Source organism: Variovorax sp. Varisp46 (genome assembly GCF_059491885.1).
In genome coordinates this window covers 6,076,697-6,092,202 of the sequence record NZ_CP168515.1, presented here as the reverse complement: position 1 = coordinate 6,092,202, position 15,506 = coordinate 6,076,697, and the positions used below count along the sequence as shown (strand labels likewise).

General features: G+C 68.0%; 17 protein-coding genes. 10 read left to right on the top strand and 7 right to left on the bottom strand.

The window, feature by feature from the left end:
* The first annotated feature begins 43 nt into the window (after window positions 1–43).
* From ACEN9N_RS28700 to ACEN9N_RS28680, 5 genes are all read left to right on the top strand, one after another.
* Entirely contained in the window at window positions 44–1,681 is a 1,638-nt protein-coding gene (locus ACEN9N_RS28700; protein WP_495655086.1) for an NAD(P)/FAD-dependent oxidoreductase, read from the top strand.
* A 25-nt stretch (window positions 1,682–1,706) separates the two neighbouring features.
* A complete protein-coding gene (locus tag ACEN9N_RS28695; RefSeq protein WP_007838204.1) occupies window positions 1,707–2,330 on the top strand; it encodes a flavin reductase family protein in 624 nt (207 codons plus the stop codon).
* A gap of 50 nt (window positions 2,331–2,380) precedes the next feature.
* Window positions 2,381–3,334, top strand: coding sequence for a ProQ/FinO family protein (locus tag ACEN9N_RS28690; protein WP_495655085.1), 954 nt, complete (start codon window positions 2,381–2,383; stop codon window positions 3,332–3,334).
* Window positions 3,335–3,479: 145 nt separating this feature from the next.
* Entirely contained in the window at window positions 3,480–3,923 is a 444-nt protein-coding gene (locus ACEN9N_RS28685; protein ID WP_007838200.1) for a hypothetical protein, read from the top strand.
* Window positions 3,920–4,462, top strand: a complete 543-nt coding sequence (locus tag ACEN9N_RS28680; RefSeq protein ID WP_007838199.1) for a hypothetical protein — start codon at window positions 3,920–3,922, stop codon at window positions 4,460–4,462. Before ACEN9N_RS28685 ends, ACEN9N_RS28680 begins: the two co-directional genes overlap by 4 nt.
* 71 nt (window positions 4,463–4,533) lie before the next feature.
* Here ACEN9N_RS28680 and htpX read toward each other — a convergent pair whose 3' ends face one another.
* From htpX to ACEN9N_RS28650, 6 genes are all read right to left on the bottom strand, one after another.
* Entirely contained in the window at window positions 4,534–5,406 is an 873-nt protein-coding gene (gene htpX / locus ACEN9N_RS28675; protein WP_007838192.1) for a protease HtpX, read from the bottom strand.
* A gap of 151 nt (window positions 5,407–5,557) precedes the next feature.
* Window positions 5,558–6,310 (bottom strand): DUF3025 domain-containing protein, encoded by a 753-nt coding sequence (locus tag ACEN9N_RS28670; RefSeq protein WP_495655084.1) that lies wholly within the window; start codon window positions 6,308–6,310, stop codon window positions 5,558–5,560.
* Complete coding sequence (locus ACEN9N_RS28665; protein ID WP_007838182.1) at window positions 6,307–7,140, bottom strand: NYN domain-containing protein; 834 nt, start codon at window positions 7,138–7,140, stop codon at window positions 6,307–6,309. The genes ACEN9N_RS28670 and ACEN9N_RS28665 overlap by 4 nt, the downstream gene beginning before the upstream one ends.
* A 160-nt stretch (window positions 7,141–7,300) precedes the next feature.
* Window positions 7,301–8,332, bottom strand: coding sequence for a dihydroorotase (pyrC, locus tag ACEN9N_RS28660; RefSeq protein WP_007837523.1), 1,032 nt, complete (start codon window positions 8,330–8,332; stop codon window positions 7,301–7,303).
* The gene (locus ACEN9N_RS28655; RefSeq protein WP_495655083.1) at window positions 8,329–8,865 is read right to left on the bottom strand and encodes an RNA polymerase sigma factor; all 537 of its coding nucleotides are present in this window, start codon (window positions 8,863–8,865) and stop codon (window positions 8,329–8,331) included. The genes pyrC and ACEN9N_RS28655 overlap by 4 nt, the downstream gene beginning before the upstream one ends.
* Window positions 8,866–8,868: 3 nt before the next feature.
* On the bottom strand, window positions 8,869–9,084 hold the full coding sequence (locus tag ACEN9N_RS28650; protein WP_495655082.1) for a YgaP family membrane protein: 216 nt from the start codon (window positions 9,082–9,084) through the stop codon (window positions 8,869–8,871).
* A gap of 25 nt (window positions 9,085–9,109) precedes the next feature.
* On the opposite strand from ACEN9N_RS28650, the gene ACEN9N_RS28645 reads away from it, so the two are divergent.
* From ACEN9N_RS28645 to ACEN9N_RS28630, 4 genes are all read left to right on the top strand, one after another.
* Window positions 9,110–9,616 carry a TfoX/Sxy family protein gene (locus ACEN9N_RS28645; RefSeq protein ID WP_495655081.1) on the top strand — a complete coding sequence of 169 codons (507 nt, stop codon included), beginning with the start codon at window positions 9,110–9,112 and terminating at the stop codon, window positions 9,614–9,616.
* A 143-nt stretch (window positions 9,617–9,759) separates the two neighbouring features.
* Window positions 9,760–10,101 (top strand): Rieske (2Fe-2S) protein, encoded by a 342-nt coding sequence (locus ACEN9N_RS28640; RefSeq protein ID WP_413316082.1) that lies wholly within the window; start codon window positions 9,760–9,762, stop codon window positions 10,099–10,101.
* A 24-nt stretch (window positions 10,102–10,125) separates the two neighbouring features.
* Complete coding sequence (locus ACEN9N_RS28635) at window positions 10,126–10,707, top strand: YbhB/YbcL family Raf kinase inhibitor-like protein (protein ID WP_007837532.1); 582 nt, start codon at window positions 10,126–10,128, stop codon at window positions 10,705–10,707.
* Between the two features lie 75 nt (window positions 10,708–10,782).
* Entirely contained in the window at window positions 10,783–12,282 is a 1,500-nt protein-coding gene (locus tag ACEN9N_RS28630; RefSeq protein ID WP_495655080.1) for a sensor domain-containing diguanylate cyclase, read from the top strand.
* Between the two features lie 7 nt (window positions 12,283–12,289).
* Here the strand turns inward: ACEN9N_RS28630 and ACEN9N_RS28625 are convergent, their stop codons facing one another.
* Window positions 12,290–13,204, bottom strand: a complete 915-nt coding sequence (locus ACEN9N_RS28625; RefSeq protein ID WP_413335459.1) for a LysR family transcriptional regulator — start codon at window positions 13,202–13,204, stop codon at window positions 12,290–12,292.
* A 142-nt stretch (window positions 13,205–13,346) separates the two neighbouring features.
* Here ACEN9N_RS28625 and ACEN9N_RS28620 point away from each other — a divergent pair, with 142 nt between their 5' ends.
* Entirely contained in the window at window positions 13,347–15,482 is a 2,136-nt protein-coding gene (locus ACEN9N_RS28620; RefSeq protein WP_495655079.1) for a 3-hydroxyacyl-CoA dehydrogenase NAD-binding domain-containing protein, read from the top strand.
* Window positions 15,483–15,506 lie beyond the last annotated feature (24 nt).

Here is a 15,506-nt window from a genome sequence, read left to right as displayed (position 1 = left end):
GAGTAAAATCTCTGGCCTGCTTGATAACCACAAGCCCCACGCCATGCTGAGAATCTCCGAACTCAAACTCCCGCTCGACCACGCGCCCGACGCGCTGGCCGCACTGATCGCCAGGACGCTCGACGTCCCGCTCGAAGCGATCGCCTCCCACACCGTCTACAAGCGCAGCTTCGACGCGCGCAAGATCGAACTGCTCACGGTCTACATCTGCGACGTGCAGCTGAAGGACGCGAAGCTCGAAGCCGCGCTGCTCGCGAAGCACGCGGGCCATCCGTACATCCAGAGCGCGCCCGACATGCGCTACACGCCGCCGGCCAATGCGGCCGAAGGCACGGCGCGGCCGGTGGTGGTCGGCTTCGGGCCCTGCGGCATCTTCGCGGCGCTGATGCTCGCGAAGATGGGCTTCAAACCGATCGTGCTCGAACGCGGCAGGACCGTACGCCAGCGCACCCGCGACACCTGGGGCCTGTGGCGCAAGAGCGTGCTCAACCCCGAGTCGAACGTGCAGTTCGGCGAAGGCGGCGCCGGCACCTTCTCGGACGGCAAGCTCTACAGCCAGATCAAGGACCCGCGCTTCCTCGGCCGCAAGGTGATGGAAGAGTTCGTGAAGGCCGGCGCGCCACCCGAAATCCTTTACGTCGCGCATCCGCACATCGGCACCTTCAAGCTGGTGAAGGTGGTGGAGAACATCCGCGAGCAGATCGTGGCGCTGGGCGGCGAGATCCGCTTCGAGCAGCGCGTGACCGACGTGCACATCGAAGACGGCCACCTTCGCGGCCTCACCGTGCTCGACCAGACCACGGGCACGAGCAGCGAACTGCGCGCCGACCACGTCGTGATGGCGCTGGGCCACAGCTCGCGCGACACCTTCGAGATGCTGCATGCGCGCGGCGTGCACATCGAGGCCAAGCCCTTCTCCATCGGCTTTCGCGTCGAGCACCCGCAAGGCCTGATCGACCGCGCGCGCTGGGGCCGCCACGCGGGCCACCCGCTGCTCGGCGCGGCCGACTACAAGCTGGTGCACCATGCAAGCAACGGCCGCTCGGTCTACAGCTTCTGCATGTGCCCCGGCGGCACCGTGGTGGCGGCCACCAGCGAGCCGGGCCGCGTGGTCACCAACGGCATGAGCCAGTACTCGCGCAACGAGCGCAATGCCAACGCCGGCATCGTGGTGGGCATCGACCCGAAAGACTTCCCCGGCGACGCGCTCGCGGGCATCGCCTTGCAGCGCGAACTCGAAAGCAACGCCTTCGTGCTCGGCGGCGGCGACTACCGCGCGCCGGGCCAGCTGGTGGGCGACTTCATCGCCGGGCGGCCCTCGACCGCGCTCGGCAGCGTGATTCCGTCGTACAAGCCCGGCGTAACGCCGACCGACCTGCACAAGGCGCTGCCGGCCTACGCCATCGAGGCCATGCGCGAGGCCTTCCCCGCCTTCGGCCGCAAGATCAAGGGCTTCGACACGCACGACGCAGTGCTCACCGGTGTCGAAACGCGCACCTCGTCGCCGATCCGCATCACGCGCGGCGACGATTTCCAGAGCCTCAACGTGCGCGGCCTCTACCCGGCCGGCGAAGGCGCGAGCTACGCGGGCGGCATCCTGTCGGCCGGCGTGGACGGCATCAAGGTGGCCGAGGCCGTGGCGCACGGCGTGCTGGCCGAAGCCTCGGCCCTGAGCCACTGAGCCACCACCCGACATCGAGACCTGCATGGCCAGTGCCGACTTCCATTTCTACGAACCCGCCAGGGGCCACGGCCTGCCGCACGACCCATTCAACGCGATGGTCGGGCCGCGCCCCATCGGCTGGATCTCGTCGCAGGACGCGAACGGCGTGCTCAACCTCGCGCCCTACAGCTTCTTCAACGCCTTCAACTACACGCCGCCTCTCGTCGGCTTCGCCAGCATCGGCGCCAAGGACAGCCTGCATAACATCCGCCAGACGCGGGAGTTCGGCTGGAACCTGGCAACCCGGCCGCTGGCCGAGCAGATGAACCGCTCCTGCGCGGCCGTGCCGCCCGAGGTGAACGAGTTCGAGCTCGCCGGCCTCGCCACGGCCGCCTCGCGGACCATCGCGGTGCCGCGCGTGGCCGAAAGCCCCGTGTCCTTCGAGTGCAAGCTCACGCAGATCCTGCAGCTCGAAGGCGCGGACGGCGTGCCCGTGCAGACCTGGCTCGTGCTCGGCGAAGTGGTGGGCGTGCACATTGCGCGCCACCTGCTGAAGGACGGCATCTACGACACCGCCGCGGCGCAGCCCATCCTGCGCGGCGGCGGCCCGGGCGACTACTTCGAAGTCAGCCCCGACAATCTCTTCAGGATGTTCCGGCCGCGCTGAACGCGCTGCGCCGGCCTTCTTTTTTCCAATCCTTTCCACAGCGCCCCCGCATGACCGACGCTTCCACCGCCACCCCCAAGACGAACGCCCGCCCGCCCCGGCGCCAGCAACTGGACATGGCCGACCAGCTGAAGCAGCTGCAGGCCGGTGCAGGAACAGACGCGGGCGCAGATGCGCCGGCGCAGCAACAGCAACCCCAGCAGGCCTCCCGCCCGCCGCGGCAGAAGAACACCGGCCGCGGCCCGCGTGCGCAGCAGCCCCGGCAGCAGAAGGCGCAGGCGCAGCAGCAGCAACCGCAGCGCACGCCGCGCAAGGTCAACCCGGTGCTGGAGCGCCTCTTCGAGCTGTACCCGCAGCTCTTCGGCGCGCGCTTCGTGCCGCTGAAGCTCGGCGTATATGAGGAACTGCTTGCGCGCCACCCCGAGGACTTCAAGGCCGAAGACCTGAAGATCGCCATGGGCCAGCACGCGCGCTCCACGCGCTACCTCGAGGCCGTGGCCGCCGGCCTGGCGCGCCACGACCTCGACGGCAACGCGCTGGACCCGGTCGCGCCCGAGCATGTGCACCACGCCATCCTCGAGCTGCACCGCCGCCGCATGCTGCGCAACAACGGCAACGCAGAAGAACTGCGACCGCAACTGGTGGCGCGCATCGCCAAGGCCGTCGAGGCTTCGGGCCTCGACCGCGAGGCCTATGCGGTGCTCGTGCGCTCGCGTGACGCGAACGCCAACGCCGTGGTCGACGAAGCCCTGGCCGAACTCGCCGAGCAGGCCGCCAAGCGCGAGGCGCTGCTGCGCGCCTTCGAGGCCAGCGGCCGAAGCGAGCAGGAGTTCGCCGACATGTACGGCATGAAGCTAGGCGACGTGACGCGCACGCTGCAGCGGGTGCGCGACGACAAGAAACGGGCAGAGGCAGCCGCGGCAGCGGCAAAAGAAGCAGCACCGGAAGCAGAAACCGCACCCGACAAGGCCCAACCCGACCTGCCCGCCACCACCGGCAATTGAACGCCCCGAAGCGCCCGGAAGACTGCAGCTGTGCAATCCGGCGGCGATGCGGCGAATTTTTCACTAGGGATTCGCGCCCAAGAAACGTTTTCATACGTTTCCAGTTACATTTCTCCCGCCCATTCCGGGCGGAGGAGAAGTTAATTTGAAAAGAGTCATCAGGCTGCTTCTCGCAGCCGTGGCTGTTTCCGTGTTCGCGAGCGGCTGCGCCGTCAACCGCGCAACAGCCACCGTCGATCCCTCGGCGAATCTCGACAAGCTGCGCGTGGTGCAGGTCAGAAGGCTCGAGGGTGAAGACGGCACGATTCAGAAACTGATCGCAAGCAATCTGCGCAAACGCGGGTACGAGGTGTCGGAGGACGCCAAGCCCCCCGAGAAAGTCGATGCCGTCGTCACGTACGTCGACAAGTGGCTGTGGGACATCACCATGTACCTGTCCGAACTCACCGTCACGGTCCGCGAACTCAAGTCCGACTACCCGTTGGCAACGGGCAATTCGCTCCACACCTCTCTCACACGCCGCTCGCCACCGGAAATGGTCGACGAAGTGGTCGGCAACATCTTCAAAGAATCGGAAAAATCCAAATGATCAGCACCACCCTTCGCCGCGCAGGCGCCTTGGCCGTTCTCTCCGTCGTCGTCGTGCTCGCGGGCTGCGCCTCGTCGGCCAACCGCGAGGCCATGACTGCGACCAGCATCGCCTCGAGCAAGAAGCTTCCTTACTCCCTGTCGGTGAAAACCGGCGGCGGCAACGAAACGAATCCGCTGTGGAGTTCGGACATCTCCAATGAAGACCTGGCTGCCGCCATCGAGAAATCGGTCACGCAGTCGGCCTTGTTCAAGGAAGTCGTCAAGGGCAAGAGCGGGGACTACGAGTTGTCGGTCTCGATCGTCAAGCTGACCAAGCCCATGTTCGGTGCCGCGTTCACGGTCGACATGGAAGCGGGTTGGTCGCTCACCAAGATCTCCGACAAGTCGGTAGCCATGCGCCAGGTCATCAAGTCGACCTACACAGGTGGTGCGTTCGACTCGCTCGTCGGCACGACCCGCCTGCGCATGTCGGTGGAAGGTGCTGCGCGCAACAACATCAAGCAGGGCCTGGAAGCCGTCGCGGCGCTCAATCTCTGACCGACAAACCATTCAGTGAATGGAAAAGGGGCTGGTGAATCACCAGCCCCTTTTTCCTTGTGCCGCTGCGCTCAGCGCGCGTTCTGCAGCGCCGCGATGCGCTCCTCGATCGGCGGGTGCGTGGCGAACAGCTTGCCGATGCTGCCGGTGATGCCCATGGCTTCGACCGCCTTCGGCAGTTCGCCGGCCGGCAGGCCGCCCAGGCGCGCGAGCGCGTTCATCATCGGCTGGCGGTTGCCCATGAGCGCGGCCGAGCCGGCGTCGGCGCGGAACTCGCGGTGGCGCGAGAACCAGGCCACCACCATCGCGGCGGCAAAGCCCAGCACGATGTCGAGCACGATGGTGCTCACGTAGTAGCCGATGCCGGGGCCCGACGAGCGGTCGTCGCCGCGGCGCAGGAAGCTGTCGACCGCATAGCCGATCACGCGCGACAGGAACACGACGAAGGTATTCATCACGCCCTGGATGAGCGTCATGGTGACCATGTCGCCGTTGGCGATGTGCGCCACCTCGTGGCCGATGACGGCCTCGACCTCTTCGCGCGTCATGTTCTGCAGCAGGCCGGTGGACACCGCCACCAGCGACGAGTTCTTGAACGCGCCGGTCGCGAAGGCATTGGGCTCGCCTTCGAAGATGCCGACCTCGGGCATGCCGATGCCGGCCTTGTCGGCGAACTTGCGCACCGTGCCGACGATCCAGGCCTCGTCGGGCGACTGGGGGTTGTCGATCATGTGCAGGCCGGTTGTCCACTTGGCCATGGGCTTGCTGATGAGCAGCGAGATGATCGCGCCGCCGAAGCCCATCACCAGCGCGAAGCCGAGCAGCGCGGTCAGGTTGAGCCCGTTGGCCGTGAGGAAGCGGTTGACGCCGAGCAGGCTGGCGACGACGCCGAGCACCGCGACGACCATCACATTGGTCAGGACGAACAGAAGGATACGTTTCAAGTTGAATTCTCCGTGGGGAAATCTGCCACCCAGATAAGGGCCTCGCGGCCCTCTTCAAGCCGTGCGCGGCATGGAGGTCCTGGGTGTTGTTGTGCGTTGTCGGGCGCTCCGGACGGCGGCAGCCAATAGAACCATGATAGGAGGAAAAGTTCTAGGCCCGCCGTATTTCCTGGCCCGGCAAGGGCCTGAAGACCTGCGCGTCGGCATAGAACGCCGCGGTCTCGTTGCCCGCGCACCAGCCAGGCACGCCGAGCACCGGCAAGGGCACGAAGGGCTTGCGCTGGAGCTGCAGGGGGTCGAGCCCCCGTGCGATGTGCGCATCGTCGAAGGCCTCCGGGCCGGTCGCGCCGTGCGTCAGCAGCACGTGCGCCGTGATCGGCTTGCGCGGCGTCACCAGCTTTTCGAGCAGCGCGTGCCCGAACAGCAGCAGGCGCGCTTCGCTCCACAGGCCGCGTTGCGTGACGAACAGCGCATGCCAGTCGCGCGCGGCCAGCGCACGCCACAGCGCGGGTGGCGCATCGAGCAGCGCACCGTTCTCGTCGAACAGCGTGAGCGCGTCGCGCAGCGGACCGCGCACGGCCGCGACGCCGCTGCGCGCGATCTCGCCCGCCTGCAGTTCGTTGAGGCGGTGCTTGGTGTGCGGGAACGCGAGCCACACGAGCCCGTTGAAGAAGTCGTGCAGGTTGTCGCGCGTGGGCACGCTGCGGGTCTGGAAGATGTGCGCCTCGTAGGCCTGGCCTGGAGGCAGTGCGTCCTGGTGCACGAAGTCGGGCACCGGCGCGGGCTTGATGCCCTGCAGCGCGGCGGCGACTCCGCCATGCAGCGCGGCCTGCGCCACCGCTTCGCCGCTCGAACGATAGGGCGCAAGCCAGGGCCGCGCCCAGTCGACCGCCGGCAGAATCAAGGCGCGGGCGCGCCCGTCCAGCGGATGCGGTCGGGGTGCTGCATCACCGCGAACTCCCCGGTGAGCTTGTCGAACAGCTTGAGCGAGCTGCCGTGCTTGCCGAGCAGGCCGGCGGTGCGCAAGGCTTTCGCCACGTCGTTGAGCGGCACGTCCTTGCCGCCGCGCAATGCGGGCGCGGCCTGCAGGATGAACTCGGCGGCTTCGGACGGAGGTTGCGGTTGCGGCGCGGTGGGCGCCTTGGCGGCCGTCTTGCGTGCCGTCTTCTTCGCCGCGGCCTTCTTCGCTGCAGGGGCGGGTGCGGCTGCGGTCGTCGTGCCGGCGCTCTTCGCCCGCGAGGTCTTGGTGCCGGCCGATTTGGCGGAGGCCGTCTTCTTCGCTGGCGCGGTGCGCACCGCTGGCGCCGCGTAGCCCGCGCCGTGGTGCGCGAGGTCCATGAAGGTGTCGTAGATGCCGACCGTTTCCTCGCCCGTCTTGCCCTGCTGGCCGATGCCGCAGACGCGGCAGCCCTTCTCGCGCAGGCGGATCACCAGCGGCGCGAAGTCGGAGTCGGACGAGACCAGCACCACCACGTCGGGACGCTCGTCGATCACGAGGTCGATGGCGTCGACGGCCAGCGCGATGTCGGTGCTGTTCTTGCCGGTCGACAGGTTCACCATCGGCCGCACCGACAGCCGCTTGAACAGGGCCTGGCGGTTCACCGCCATCTCGGCATTGCAGTAGGCGCGGCGCACGTGGATGGCGCCGTACTCGTCCATCGTGCGCTGCACGGCCTGCTCGATCACGTCGGCCGAGACGTTGTCGGCGTCGATCAGCAGCATCACGCGAGTCATTGGCTCACCCCCAGGCTGCGCGCACTTCGTGTCGCTTCTCCCACCCCCTCACCGGGGGCAACACCAACGGCCCGGCAAAGCCGGTTCCGTGGTGTTTCTCGACGGGATCTTGCCAACCTCAGATGCCGCGCTTTGAGCGACTGATCGCGTGATGAAGTACTCACAAGAGCTTCCAGTTCACGGTTTCGCCGCCGCGCAGCGGCTTCAGCGTGGCATCGCCATAGGGCACGGTCTCCGGCACGGTCCAGCTTTCACGCTTGAGCGTGATGGTGTCGGTGTGGCGCGGCAGGCTGTAGAAGTCGGGGCCGTGGAAGCTCGCGAAACCTTCGAGCTTGTCGAGCGCGTTCACGCTGTCGAAGGCTTCGGCGTACAACTCGATGGCGGTGAGCGCGGTGTAGCAGCCGGCACAGCCAAGTGCGTGTTCCTTCAGGTGCGCCGGGTGCGGCGCGCTGTCGGTGCCCAGGAAGAAGCGGTCGCTGCCGCTGGTGGCCGCCTCGACCAGCGCCACGCGGTGCGTCTCGCGCTTGAGCACGGGCAGGCAGTAGTAGTGCGGGCGGATGCCGCCGGTGAAGATCGCGTTGCGGTTGTAGAGCAGGTGGTGCGCCGTGATGGTGGCGGCCGTGAAGCGGCCGGCGTCGCGCACGTAGTGGGCGCCTTCCTTGGTGGTGAGGTGCTCGAACACCACCTTGAGCTCGGGGAAGTCGCGGCGCAGCGGAATCATCACGCGGTCGACGAACACGGCCTCGCGGTCGAACAGGTCGATGGCCGGGTCGGTCACCTCGCCGTGCACCAGCAGCAGCAGGCCGTGCTTCTGCATGGCCTCCAGCGTCTTGTAGGTCTTGCGGATGTCGGTCACGCCGGCATCGCTGTTGGTGGTGGCGCCGGCCGGGTAGAGCTTGAGCGCGCGCACGCCGGCCTCCGCGGCCAGCGCGATTTCCTCGGGCGGCAGCTTGTCGGTGAGGTAGAGCGACATCACGGGCTCGAAGGCGGTGCCTGCGGGCACGGCGGCGCGGATGCGGTCGCGGTAGGCCATGGCCTGCGCGGCGGTGGTCACGGGGGGACGCAGGTTCGGCATGATCAGCGCGCGGCCGAACTGGCGCGCGCTGTGGGGAACGACGGCTTCGAGGGCGGCGCCGTCGCGCACGTGCAGGTGCCAGTCGTCGGGGCGGGTGATCGTGAGGGTGTCTGTCATGGCCCGGCAATTGTCGCATCGCCCCCCAGCAAATACTCGCGTACCAGCGCCCGCGCGCGGTGCAGCCGGCTCTTCACGGCGCCCGGCGGTTCGCCGAGGCGTTCGGCGATCTCGGCGATGGTCAGCTCCTCGAAGTCGCGCAGCAGCACCACTTCGAGGTAGTGCGCGGGAAGCGACTCCAGCGCGTGCGTGAGGTCGATGCGCAAAGCGCCGTCGCTGCGGCCGGCCAGTTGCCGCTCGGCCGCCTCGTCGCCGAGCGGTTCATGCCGGAACATCGCGCGCTGCAGCCTGAGGCATTCGCGCCGGATGACGGTGAAGAGCCACGACGAGAAGGCCGCGGCCGCCTTCAGCGCCCGGACCTTGCGGGCGATCACCAGCAGCGACTCCTGCACGGCGTCGTCGACGTCGCTGGCCTGGCAGTGCCGCCAGGCGTAGCGGCGCGCATCGGCCTGGCAGACCGCGAGCAGGCCCGCGATGGCGGCGGGGTCGCCGGTCTGCGCGGCCTGGATCAGGCCGGTGCGGTCGATGCCCATGGCTCAGCGCCCCTTGCCAGGCTTGCGCCCGACCATGGCGCACATCGGGCAGAAGCCGAACAGACCCGTCAGCGCGAGCGTCGCGCCCGTGAGCCCGGCGATCGCGCCGAGCCCGAAGCCGGCCGTGCCCCAGCTCATGGCGGCGAAAAGCAGGCCGGCGAGGCCCATGACGATGCGCAGCGCGCGTTCCCAACCGGGGACATTCTTGACGTAGACCATGGTGACTCCTTCGATCCTTGGGTGCATGAGGAAGACCCTCGGAAACAAGGAGGCGTCGAACCCGCCGAACGGTTCGCGGGAATCCACAAATTTTCCACTGCCGGGAGCCGACGCAGCGTGGCCGGACTCGGCGACACTGCGCTCTTTCCATCGCGCGCCAGACGCCAGCAGCATCATGTCGGAAGCCTCGTCGCAGTTCGTCGACTTCATCGTTGACCGTCTCCGCGGAATCCCGCGCATCGCCAAGACCCGATTCTTCGGCGGCACGGGGCTGTCGGCCGACGCCACGCAGTTCGCGATGATCATGGGCAGCACCGTGTACTTCGTCGTGGACAAGAACACCCGGCCGAAGTACGAGAAGCTGGGCAGCAAGTGCTTTGCCTACGACACGAAGGCGCGGCGGGTACAAGTCAAGAAGTACTTCGAGGTCCCCATCGAGATCATCGAAGATCATGAAGCGTTGGCGGCCCTGGCAAGGGAAGCTGTTCTGGTGGCGCAAAGCCTGAAGAAGCCGGCCGGCAAGGGCACCTAGCCTTGCGGGTCGACGGGAGCGGCATCGTTCATGCGCTCCTACGCGAGATCGGCCATGCAGACTGCTTTGCCTCGCCCCACCTCGCAGGAGATACTGTTTCCTTCGCTCAGGCCCAGGCTTCCTTGCGAAATGCAGTCAAAAGAATGATGAGCACGACAGAGCCCCAGCTGATCTCCCCGGTACTCGCCGACAACGGCCCCGCCGCCCTGTTCACCGCGCCCGGCGGCACCCAGGCCTTCGCCGTGCGCTGGCAAGGCAGCGTGCACGGCTATCTCAACCAATGCCCTCACGCGGGCGGCCCGCTTGATTTCGAGGGCCAGGTGCTGGAGAGTTCAGGCCGCTTTCTGATGTGCGCGCGGCACGGCGCCATCTTCGAGCCCGACACCGGCAAGTGCGTCGGCGGTCCCTGCCGCGGTGCGCGGCTCACGCCGCTGGCGGTGCACGAAAGAGCGGACGGCAGCGTGTGGCTCGGCCGGGCCGGGTGAAGACAACCCTCCAGGAGAAAAGAAATGCGCAACAACAATCCTCTTGCACTCTCGATCGCGGCCCTCGCGTTCACCGGCCTCGTGGCGGGCTGCACGGGCATGTCGCCCGGCACCGGCAAGGCCTTCACGGGGATGAGAGTCACGTCGAGCGCTTTCGGCGACAACGGCGTCATTCCGTCCGACCACGCCGGCGCGGGCGACTGCGGCGGCAGGAACGTCTCGCTGCCCGTGGCGTGGAGCAACCTGCCGGCCAAGACGAAATCGGTCGCCGTGCTGGTGCTCGATCCAGACGGCGCCGCCGGCCTCGGCGTGTCGCATTGGGTGGCCTACAACATCGCGGCCGAGCGCGGCGAACTCAAGGCGGGCGAAGGACAGGCGGGCTCGAACTTCAACTTCACCATGGGCCCGAACGTGGCCGGCGCGCCCGCCTACCGCGGCGTGTGCCCGCCGGTGGGCGACCGGCCGCACCACTACGTGCTGACCGTGATTGCCACCGACCTCGCACCGGGCAGCCTGCCGGCCGGCCTCGCGCGCGATGCGCTGCTGGCCGCGCTCAAGGGCCATGCGCTGGGCGGCCAGAGCGTGGTGGGCCTCTACAGCCGCTGATCTCACGTTAATAAATGTAATAATTAAGTCTTCATTTCACCGACATCCACAGCCGCTTCCTCGAAAGCTTCATCGATGGCCCTGCCCGCAGCCGCGTTCGCCCCCTCTTCGGTTTCGTCGACCAGCGACGACCTCGACGGCATGTTCGACCTGGCGCCCGTCTCGCTCTGGATCGAGGACTACGGCGACCTGAAGCGCAAGCTCGACGGCTGGCGCGCCGAGGGCGTCACCGACCTGGTGGCGCACCTGTCGGCGGACCCGCAGCGGGTGAGCGACTGCATGGCGCTGCTGAAGGTGCTGCGGGTCAACCAGCACACGCTGCGGCTCTTTGCCGCCGACAGCCAGCAGACCCTGCTGGGCGCGCTGGACCGCGTGTTCCGCGGCGACATGTCGGCCACCGTGGTGCACGAGCTCGACCAGCTGTGGCGCGGCCAGCTCACCTTCGAGAGCGAAACCGTCAACTACGCGCTCGACGGCCGGCGGCTCGACGTGCGCGTTCGCGCCCGCGTGCTGCCCGGCCACGAAGACTCCTGGAGCCGCGTGCTGGTGTCGCTCGACGACGTGACCGAGCGCGTGGCCGCGCAGCGCCTGCGCGACGAGAGCGCGAAGCACGCGCGCAGCCTGTTCGACCGCTCGCCCGTGTCGCTATGGGTGGAAGACTTCAGCGCGGTGCGCTCGCTGCTCGAGAGCATCCGCACGCGCGGCATCACCGACTTCGCCACCTTCATCAAGGTGCACCCCGAATTCGTCACGCGCTGCATGCAGGAGATCCGCGTCATCGACGTGAACCACGAAACGCTGCGCATGTTCGGCGCGCCCGACCTGCAGACCCTGCTGGGCAATATCTCGCGCGTCTTCCGCGACGAGATGCGCGACTCCTTCGCCGAGCAGCTGCAGGACCTGTGGAACGGCAAGACGGTGCAGCAGCGCGAGGTGCTCAACTATTCGCTGTCGGGCGAGGCGCTGAACATCCACATGCAGTTCGCGGTGCAGGACGACCGGCTCGACACCTGGGACCTGGTGCTGGTGTCGCTGGTCGACATCACCGCGCGCAAGAAGGCCGAGGCCTACCTCGAATACCTCGGCAAGCACGACGTGCTCACGCAGCTGTGCAACCGCACCTACTACACCGAGGAGCTCAACCGCCTGTCGCGCAAGGGGCCTTGGCCGGTGTCGATCGTGGCGATCGACCTCAACGGGCTGAAGCAGATCAACGACCACGAAGGCCATGCCGCCGGCGACTCGCTGCTGCGCCGCATGGGCGAAGTGCTCGACAAGGCCGTCGACCCGCCGGCCTGGCCCGCGCGCATCGGCGGCGACGAGTTCGCGGTGCTGCTGCCCATGACCGACGAGCGCGGCGCCGAGGCGATGCGCGAGCGCATTCTTACGCTGCTCGAAATGAACAACCAGTTCCATGCGGGCCAGAGCGGCCATGCGCTGAGCCTGGCCATCGGGCTGGCGACCTGCCACGGGGAGGAGTCGCTGGAAACTGCGCTGCAGCGGGCGGACCGGGCGATGTACGCGGACAAGGCGCGGCACTACGAGGGCGCCGGGGTGGAGCGGCGGCAGGCGTAGCCGCCGGCTATCGCGCCTCCGGCGTCTGACCGGGCACCGGCCGCACCCGCTGCAGAATGAAATCGATGAAGGTCCGGATCGCGCGCGTGTGCTGGCGGTTCGGCATGTAGAGCATGAACATCTGCGTGCCGAAGATGCTCAGGCGCCAGTCGTCGAGCGTGGTCACGACGTCGCCCTTGCGCACGTCTTCCTGCACCACATAGTCGGGCACGAGGCCGATGCCCAGGCCGGCGAGGATGGCCTGGCGCAGGAACAGGAAGTTTTCCGAGATCAGCGTCGGCTCCAGGATCACCTCGCGCCGTGTCTCGCCCTGGTAGGCCGACACACGCAGTTGGCGGCCGATGACGGCAGCCGTGACCACCGGCGCGCCCTGCAGCGCGTCGAGCTGCACGGGCAGCGGATGCTTCGCCGCATAGTCGGTCGAGGCACAGGCCACGTAGCGCACCGGCCCCATCTCGCGCGCCACGAGGTTCTGCGGCGGCTCGGGAATCACGCGGATCGCGATGTCGACCTCGTCGCGCAGCAGGTCCTCGATGCGGTTCTCGAACACCACGTCGAGCACGATGCCGGGGTACTGGCGCTTGAAGTCGATCAGCCAGCCGGCCATCACGAGCTGGCCGTAGCCGCTGGGCACGCTGAGCCGCACGCGGCCCTGCAGCTCCTGGCCCAGCGTGGTGACCGATTCGCGCGCGGCCAGCAGCTCGCCCTGGATGGCGATGCCGTGCTGGTAGAGCCGCAGGCCGATTTCGGTCGGCTCGGCGCGCCGCGTGGTGCGCCGCACCAGCTGCGCACCCACCGAGCGCTCCAGCTGGTTCAGGTGGTAGCTGACGTTGGCACGGCTCATCTTGAGCCGGCGGGCGGCGGCGCTCAGGTTGCCGGCGTCGAGGATTTCCACCAGCAGGGTGAGCGATTGGAGGTCCATGCGGCGATTGTGTCAAAAATTCTTTGACAGTCTGTCAACCGTCTATGCAATTGTCAAAGAGGCGGCGCGGTCCAAGAATGCGGGGTTCACCCCAGAGCCTCGGGCCCGCCGGCCCGCAACGCAAGAGACAAGCGACACGCACATGGCCACCAGCACTCCCAGCCCCTCCACGTCCACCGGTCCCGTCACCTTCGAGCGTCGAGGCGACGTGTTCGTGGTGACCATCGACAACCCGCCCGTCAATGCCCTGGGCGTGGATGTGCGCCGCGGCCTCGTGGCCGCCATCGATGCGGCCGAGGCCGACAGCGCCGCCAGGGCGGTGCTGATCGTCGGCGCGGGCCGCAACTTCATCGCGGGCGCCGACATCCGCGAATTCGGCAAGACGCCGCAGCCGCCGTCGCTGCCCGAGGCCTGCCTGAAGATCGAGAACTGCACGAAGCCGGTCGTCGCCGCCATCCACGGTGCCGCGCTCGGCGGCGGGCTCGAAGTGGCGCTGTCGGCGCACTACCGCATCGCCTCGCCCACCGCGAAGCTCGGCCTGCCCGAAGTGGCGCTGGGCCTGCTGCCCGGCTCGGGCGGCACGCAGCGCGCGCCGCGCCTGATCGGCGCGAAGCCCGCGCTCGAGCTGATGCTCAGCGGCCGCCACGCCGGCGCCAAGGAAGCGCTGTCGCTCGGCCTCGTCGACCGGCTCGGCAACGACGCCGACGCGCTGGCCGAAGGCCTCGCCTATGCGCAGGAACTGGTTGCCGCCAAGGCCCCGGTGCGCCGCACGCGCGAAGCCGCCGGCCTCGCCGACACCGAAGCCAGCCGCGCCGCCCTCGAAGCCGCGCGCGCCGACACCGCCAAGAAGAGCCGCGGCCTGTTCTCGCCGATGAAGATCATCGAAGCCGTCGAGGCCGCGCTCACCCTGCCCTTCGACGAAGGCATGGCGCTGGAGCGCAAGCTGTTCCTGCAGTGCATCGACAGCCCGCAGCGCGCCGGCCTGATCCACGCCTTCTTCGCCGAGCGCGAAGTGCTGAAGGCGCCCGAGACCAAGGCCGCCAAGCCGCGCGCGCTGGAGTCGGCCGGCATCGTCGGCGGGGGCACCATGGGCGCGGGCATCGCGGTAGCGATGCTGGACGCGGGGCTGCCCGTGACCATGATCGAGCGCGACGAGCCCAGCCTCGCGCGCGGCCGCCAGCATGTGGAGAAGGTGTACGACGGCCTCATCGCCAAGGGCCGCATGACGCCCGAAAGCAAGGCCGCCGTGATGGCGCGCTTCAGCGGTTCGACCTCCTATGACGCACTCGCCAACGTCGACATCGTGGTCGAGGCCGTGTTCGAAGAGATGGGCGTCAAGAAGGCAGTGTTCGCCGAGCTCGACCGCGTGTGCAAGCGCGGCGCCGTGCTCGCCACCAACACCTCGTACCTCGACATCGACGAAATCGCCGACAGCATCTCGCGGCCGCAGGACGTGGTGGGCCTGCACTTCTTCTCGCCCGCCAACATCATGAAGCTGCTCGAGATCGTGGTGCCTGCCAAGGTGAGCGCCGACGTGGTCGCCACCGGTTTCGAGCTTGCGAAGAAGCTGAAGAAAGTGCCCGTGCGCGCGGGCGTGTGCGATGGCTTCATCGGCAACCGCATTCTCGCGGTGTACCGCCAGGCCGCCGACCACATGATGGAAGACGGCGCCTCGCCCTACGAGATCGACGCGGCCGTTCGCAACTTCGGCTACCCGATGGGCCCGTTCCAGGTGTCCGACCTCGCGGGCGGTGACATCGGCTGGGCCACGCGCAAGCGCAAGGCCGCCACGCGCGACCCGCAGGCGCGCTACGTGCAGGTGGCCGACCGCATCTGCGAGCGCGGCTGGTTCGGCCAGAAGACGCAGCGCGGCTACTACCTGTACCCCGAAGGCGCGCGCACCGGCGTGCCCGATCCGGAGGTGCTGGCCATCATCGACGCCGAACGCGTGCGCGCGGGCATCACGCCGCGCCAGTTCACCGAGGAAGAAATCATGCGCCGCTACATGGCCGCGATGATCAACGAAGGCGCCAACGTCGTGCTCCAGCGCATCGCGCTGCGCCCGCTCGACGTGGACGTGACCTTCCTCTACGGCTACGGCTTCCCGCGCCATCGCGGCGGCCCGATGAAGTACGCCGACACCGTGGGCCTGCCGAAGGTGCTGGCCGACATCCGCGAGTTCGCGAAGGATGACCCGCTCTTCTGGAAGCCGTCGCCACTGCTGGTGGAGCTGGTCGAACGCGGTGCCGATTTCGCGAGCCTCAATCAATCCGAGTAATCCACACCGTCCGCCGTACAGGAG

Coding starts and splice junctions, on each gene's coding strand:
- ACEN9N_RS28640 (WP_413316082.1), top strand. CDS start 9,760: ATGATGAGCACGACAGAGCCCCAGCTGATCTCCCCGGTACTCGCCGAC.
- pyrC (WP_007837523.1), bottom strand. CDS start 8,332: ATGACAGACACCCTCACGATCACCCGCCCCGACGACTGGCACCTGCAC.
- ACEN9N_RS28635 (WP_007837532.1), top strand. CDS start 10,126: ATGCGCAACAACAATCCTCTTGCACTCTCGATCGCGGCCCTCGCGTTC.
- ACEN9N_RS28645 (WP_495655081.1), top strand. CDS start 9,110: ATGAGGAAGACCCTCGGAAACAAGGAGGCGTCGAACCCGCCGAACGGT.
- ACEN9N_RS28700 (WP_495655086.1), top strand. CDS start 44: ATGCTGAGAATCTCCGAACTCAAACTCCCGCTCGACCACGCGCCCGAC.
- ACEN9N_RS28665 (WP_007838182.1), bottom strand. CDS start 7,140: ATGACTCGCGTGATGCTGCTGATCGACGCCGACAACGTCTCGGCCGAC.
- ACEN9N_RS28655 (WP_495655083.1), bottom strand. CDS start 8,865: ATGGGCATCGACCGCACCGGCCTGATCCAGGCCGCGCAGACCGGCGAC.
- ACEN9N_RS28695 (WP_007838204.1), top strand. CDS start 1,707: ATGGCCAGTGCCGACTTCCATTTCTACGAACCCGCCAGGGGCCACGGC.
- ACEN9N_RS28680 (WP_007838199.1), top strand. CDS start 3,920: ATGATCAGCACCACCCTTCGCCGCGCAGGCGCCTTGGCCGTTCTCTCC.
- ACEN9N_RS28630 (WP_495655080.1), top strand. CDS start 10,783: ATGGCCCTGCCCGCAGCCGCGTTCGCCCCCTCTTCGGTTTCGTCGACC.
- ACEN9N_RS28690 (WP_495655085.1), top strand. CDS start 2,381: ATGACCGACGCTTCCACCGCCACCCCCAAGACGAACGCCCGCCCGCCC.
- ACEN9N_RS28620 (WP_495655079.1), top strand. CDS start 13,347: ATGGCCACCAGCACTCCCAGCCCCTCCACGTCCACCGGTCCCGTCACC.
- ACEN9N_RS28650 (WP_495655082.1), bottom strand. CDS start 9,084: ATGGTCTACGTCAAGAATGTCCCCGGTTGGGAACGCGCGCTGCGCATC.
- ACEN9N_RS28625 (WP_413335459.1), bottom strand. CDS start 13,204: ATGGACCTCCAATCGCTCACCCTGCTGGTGGAAATCCTCGACGCCGGC.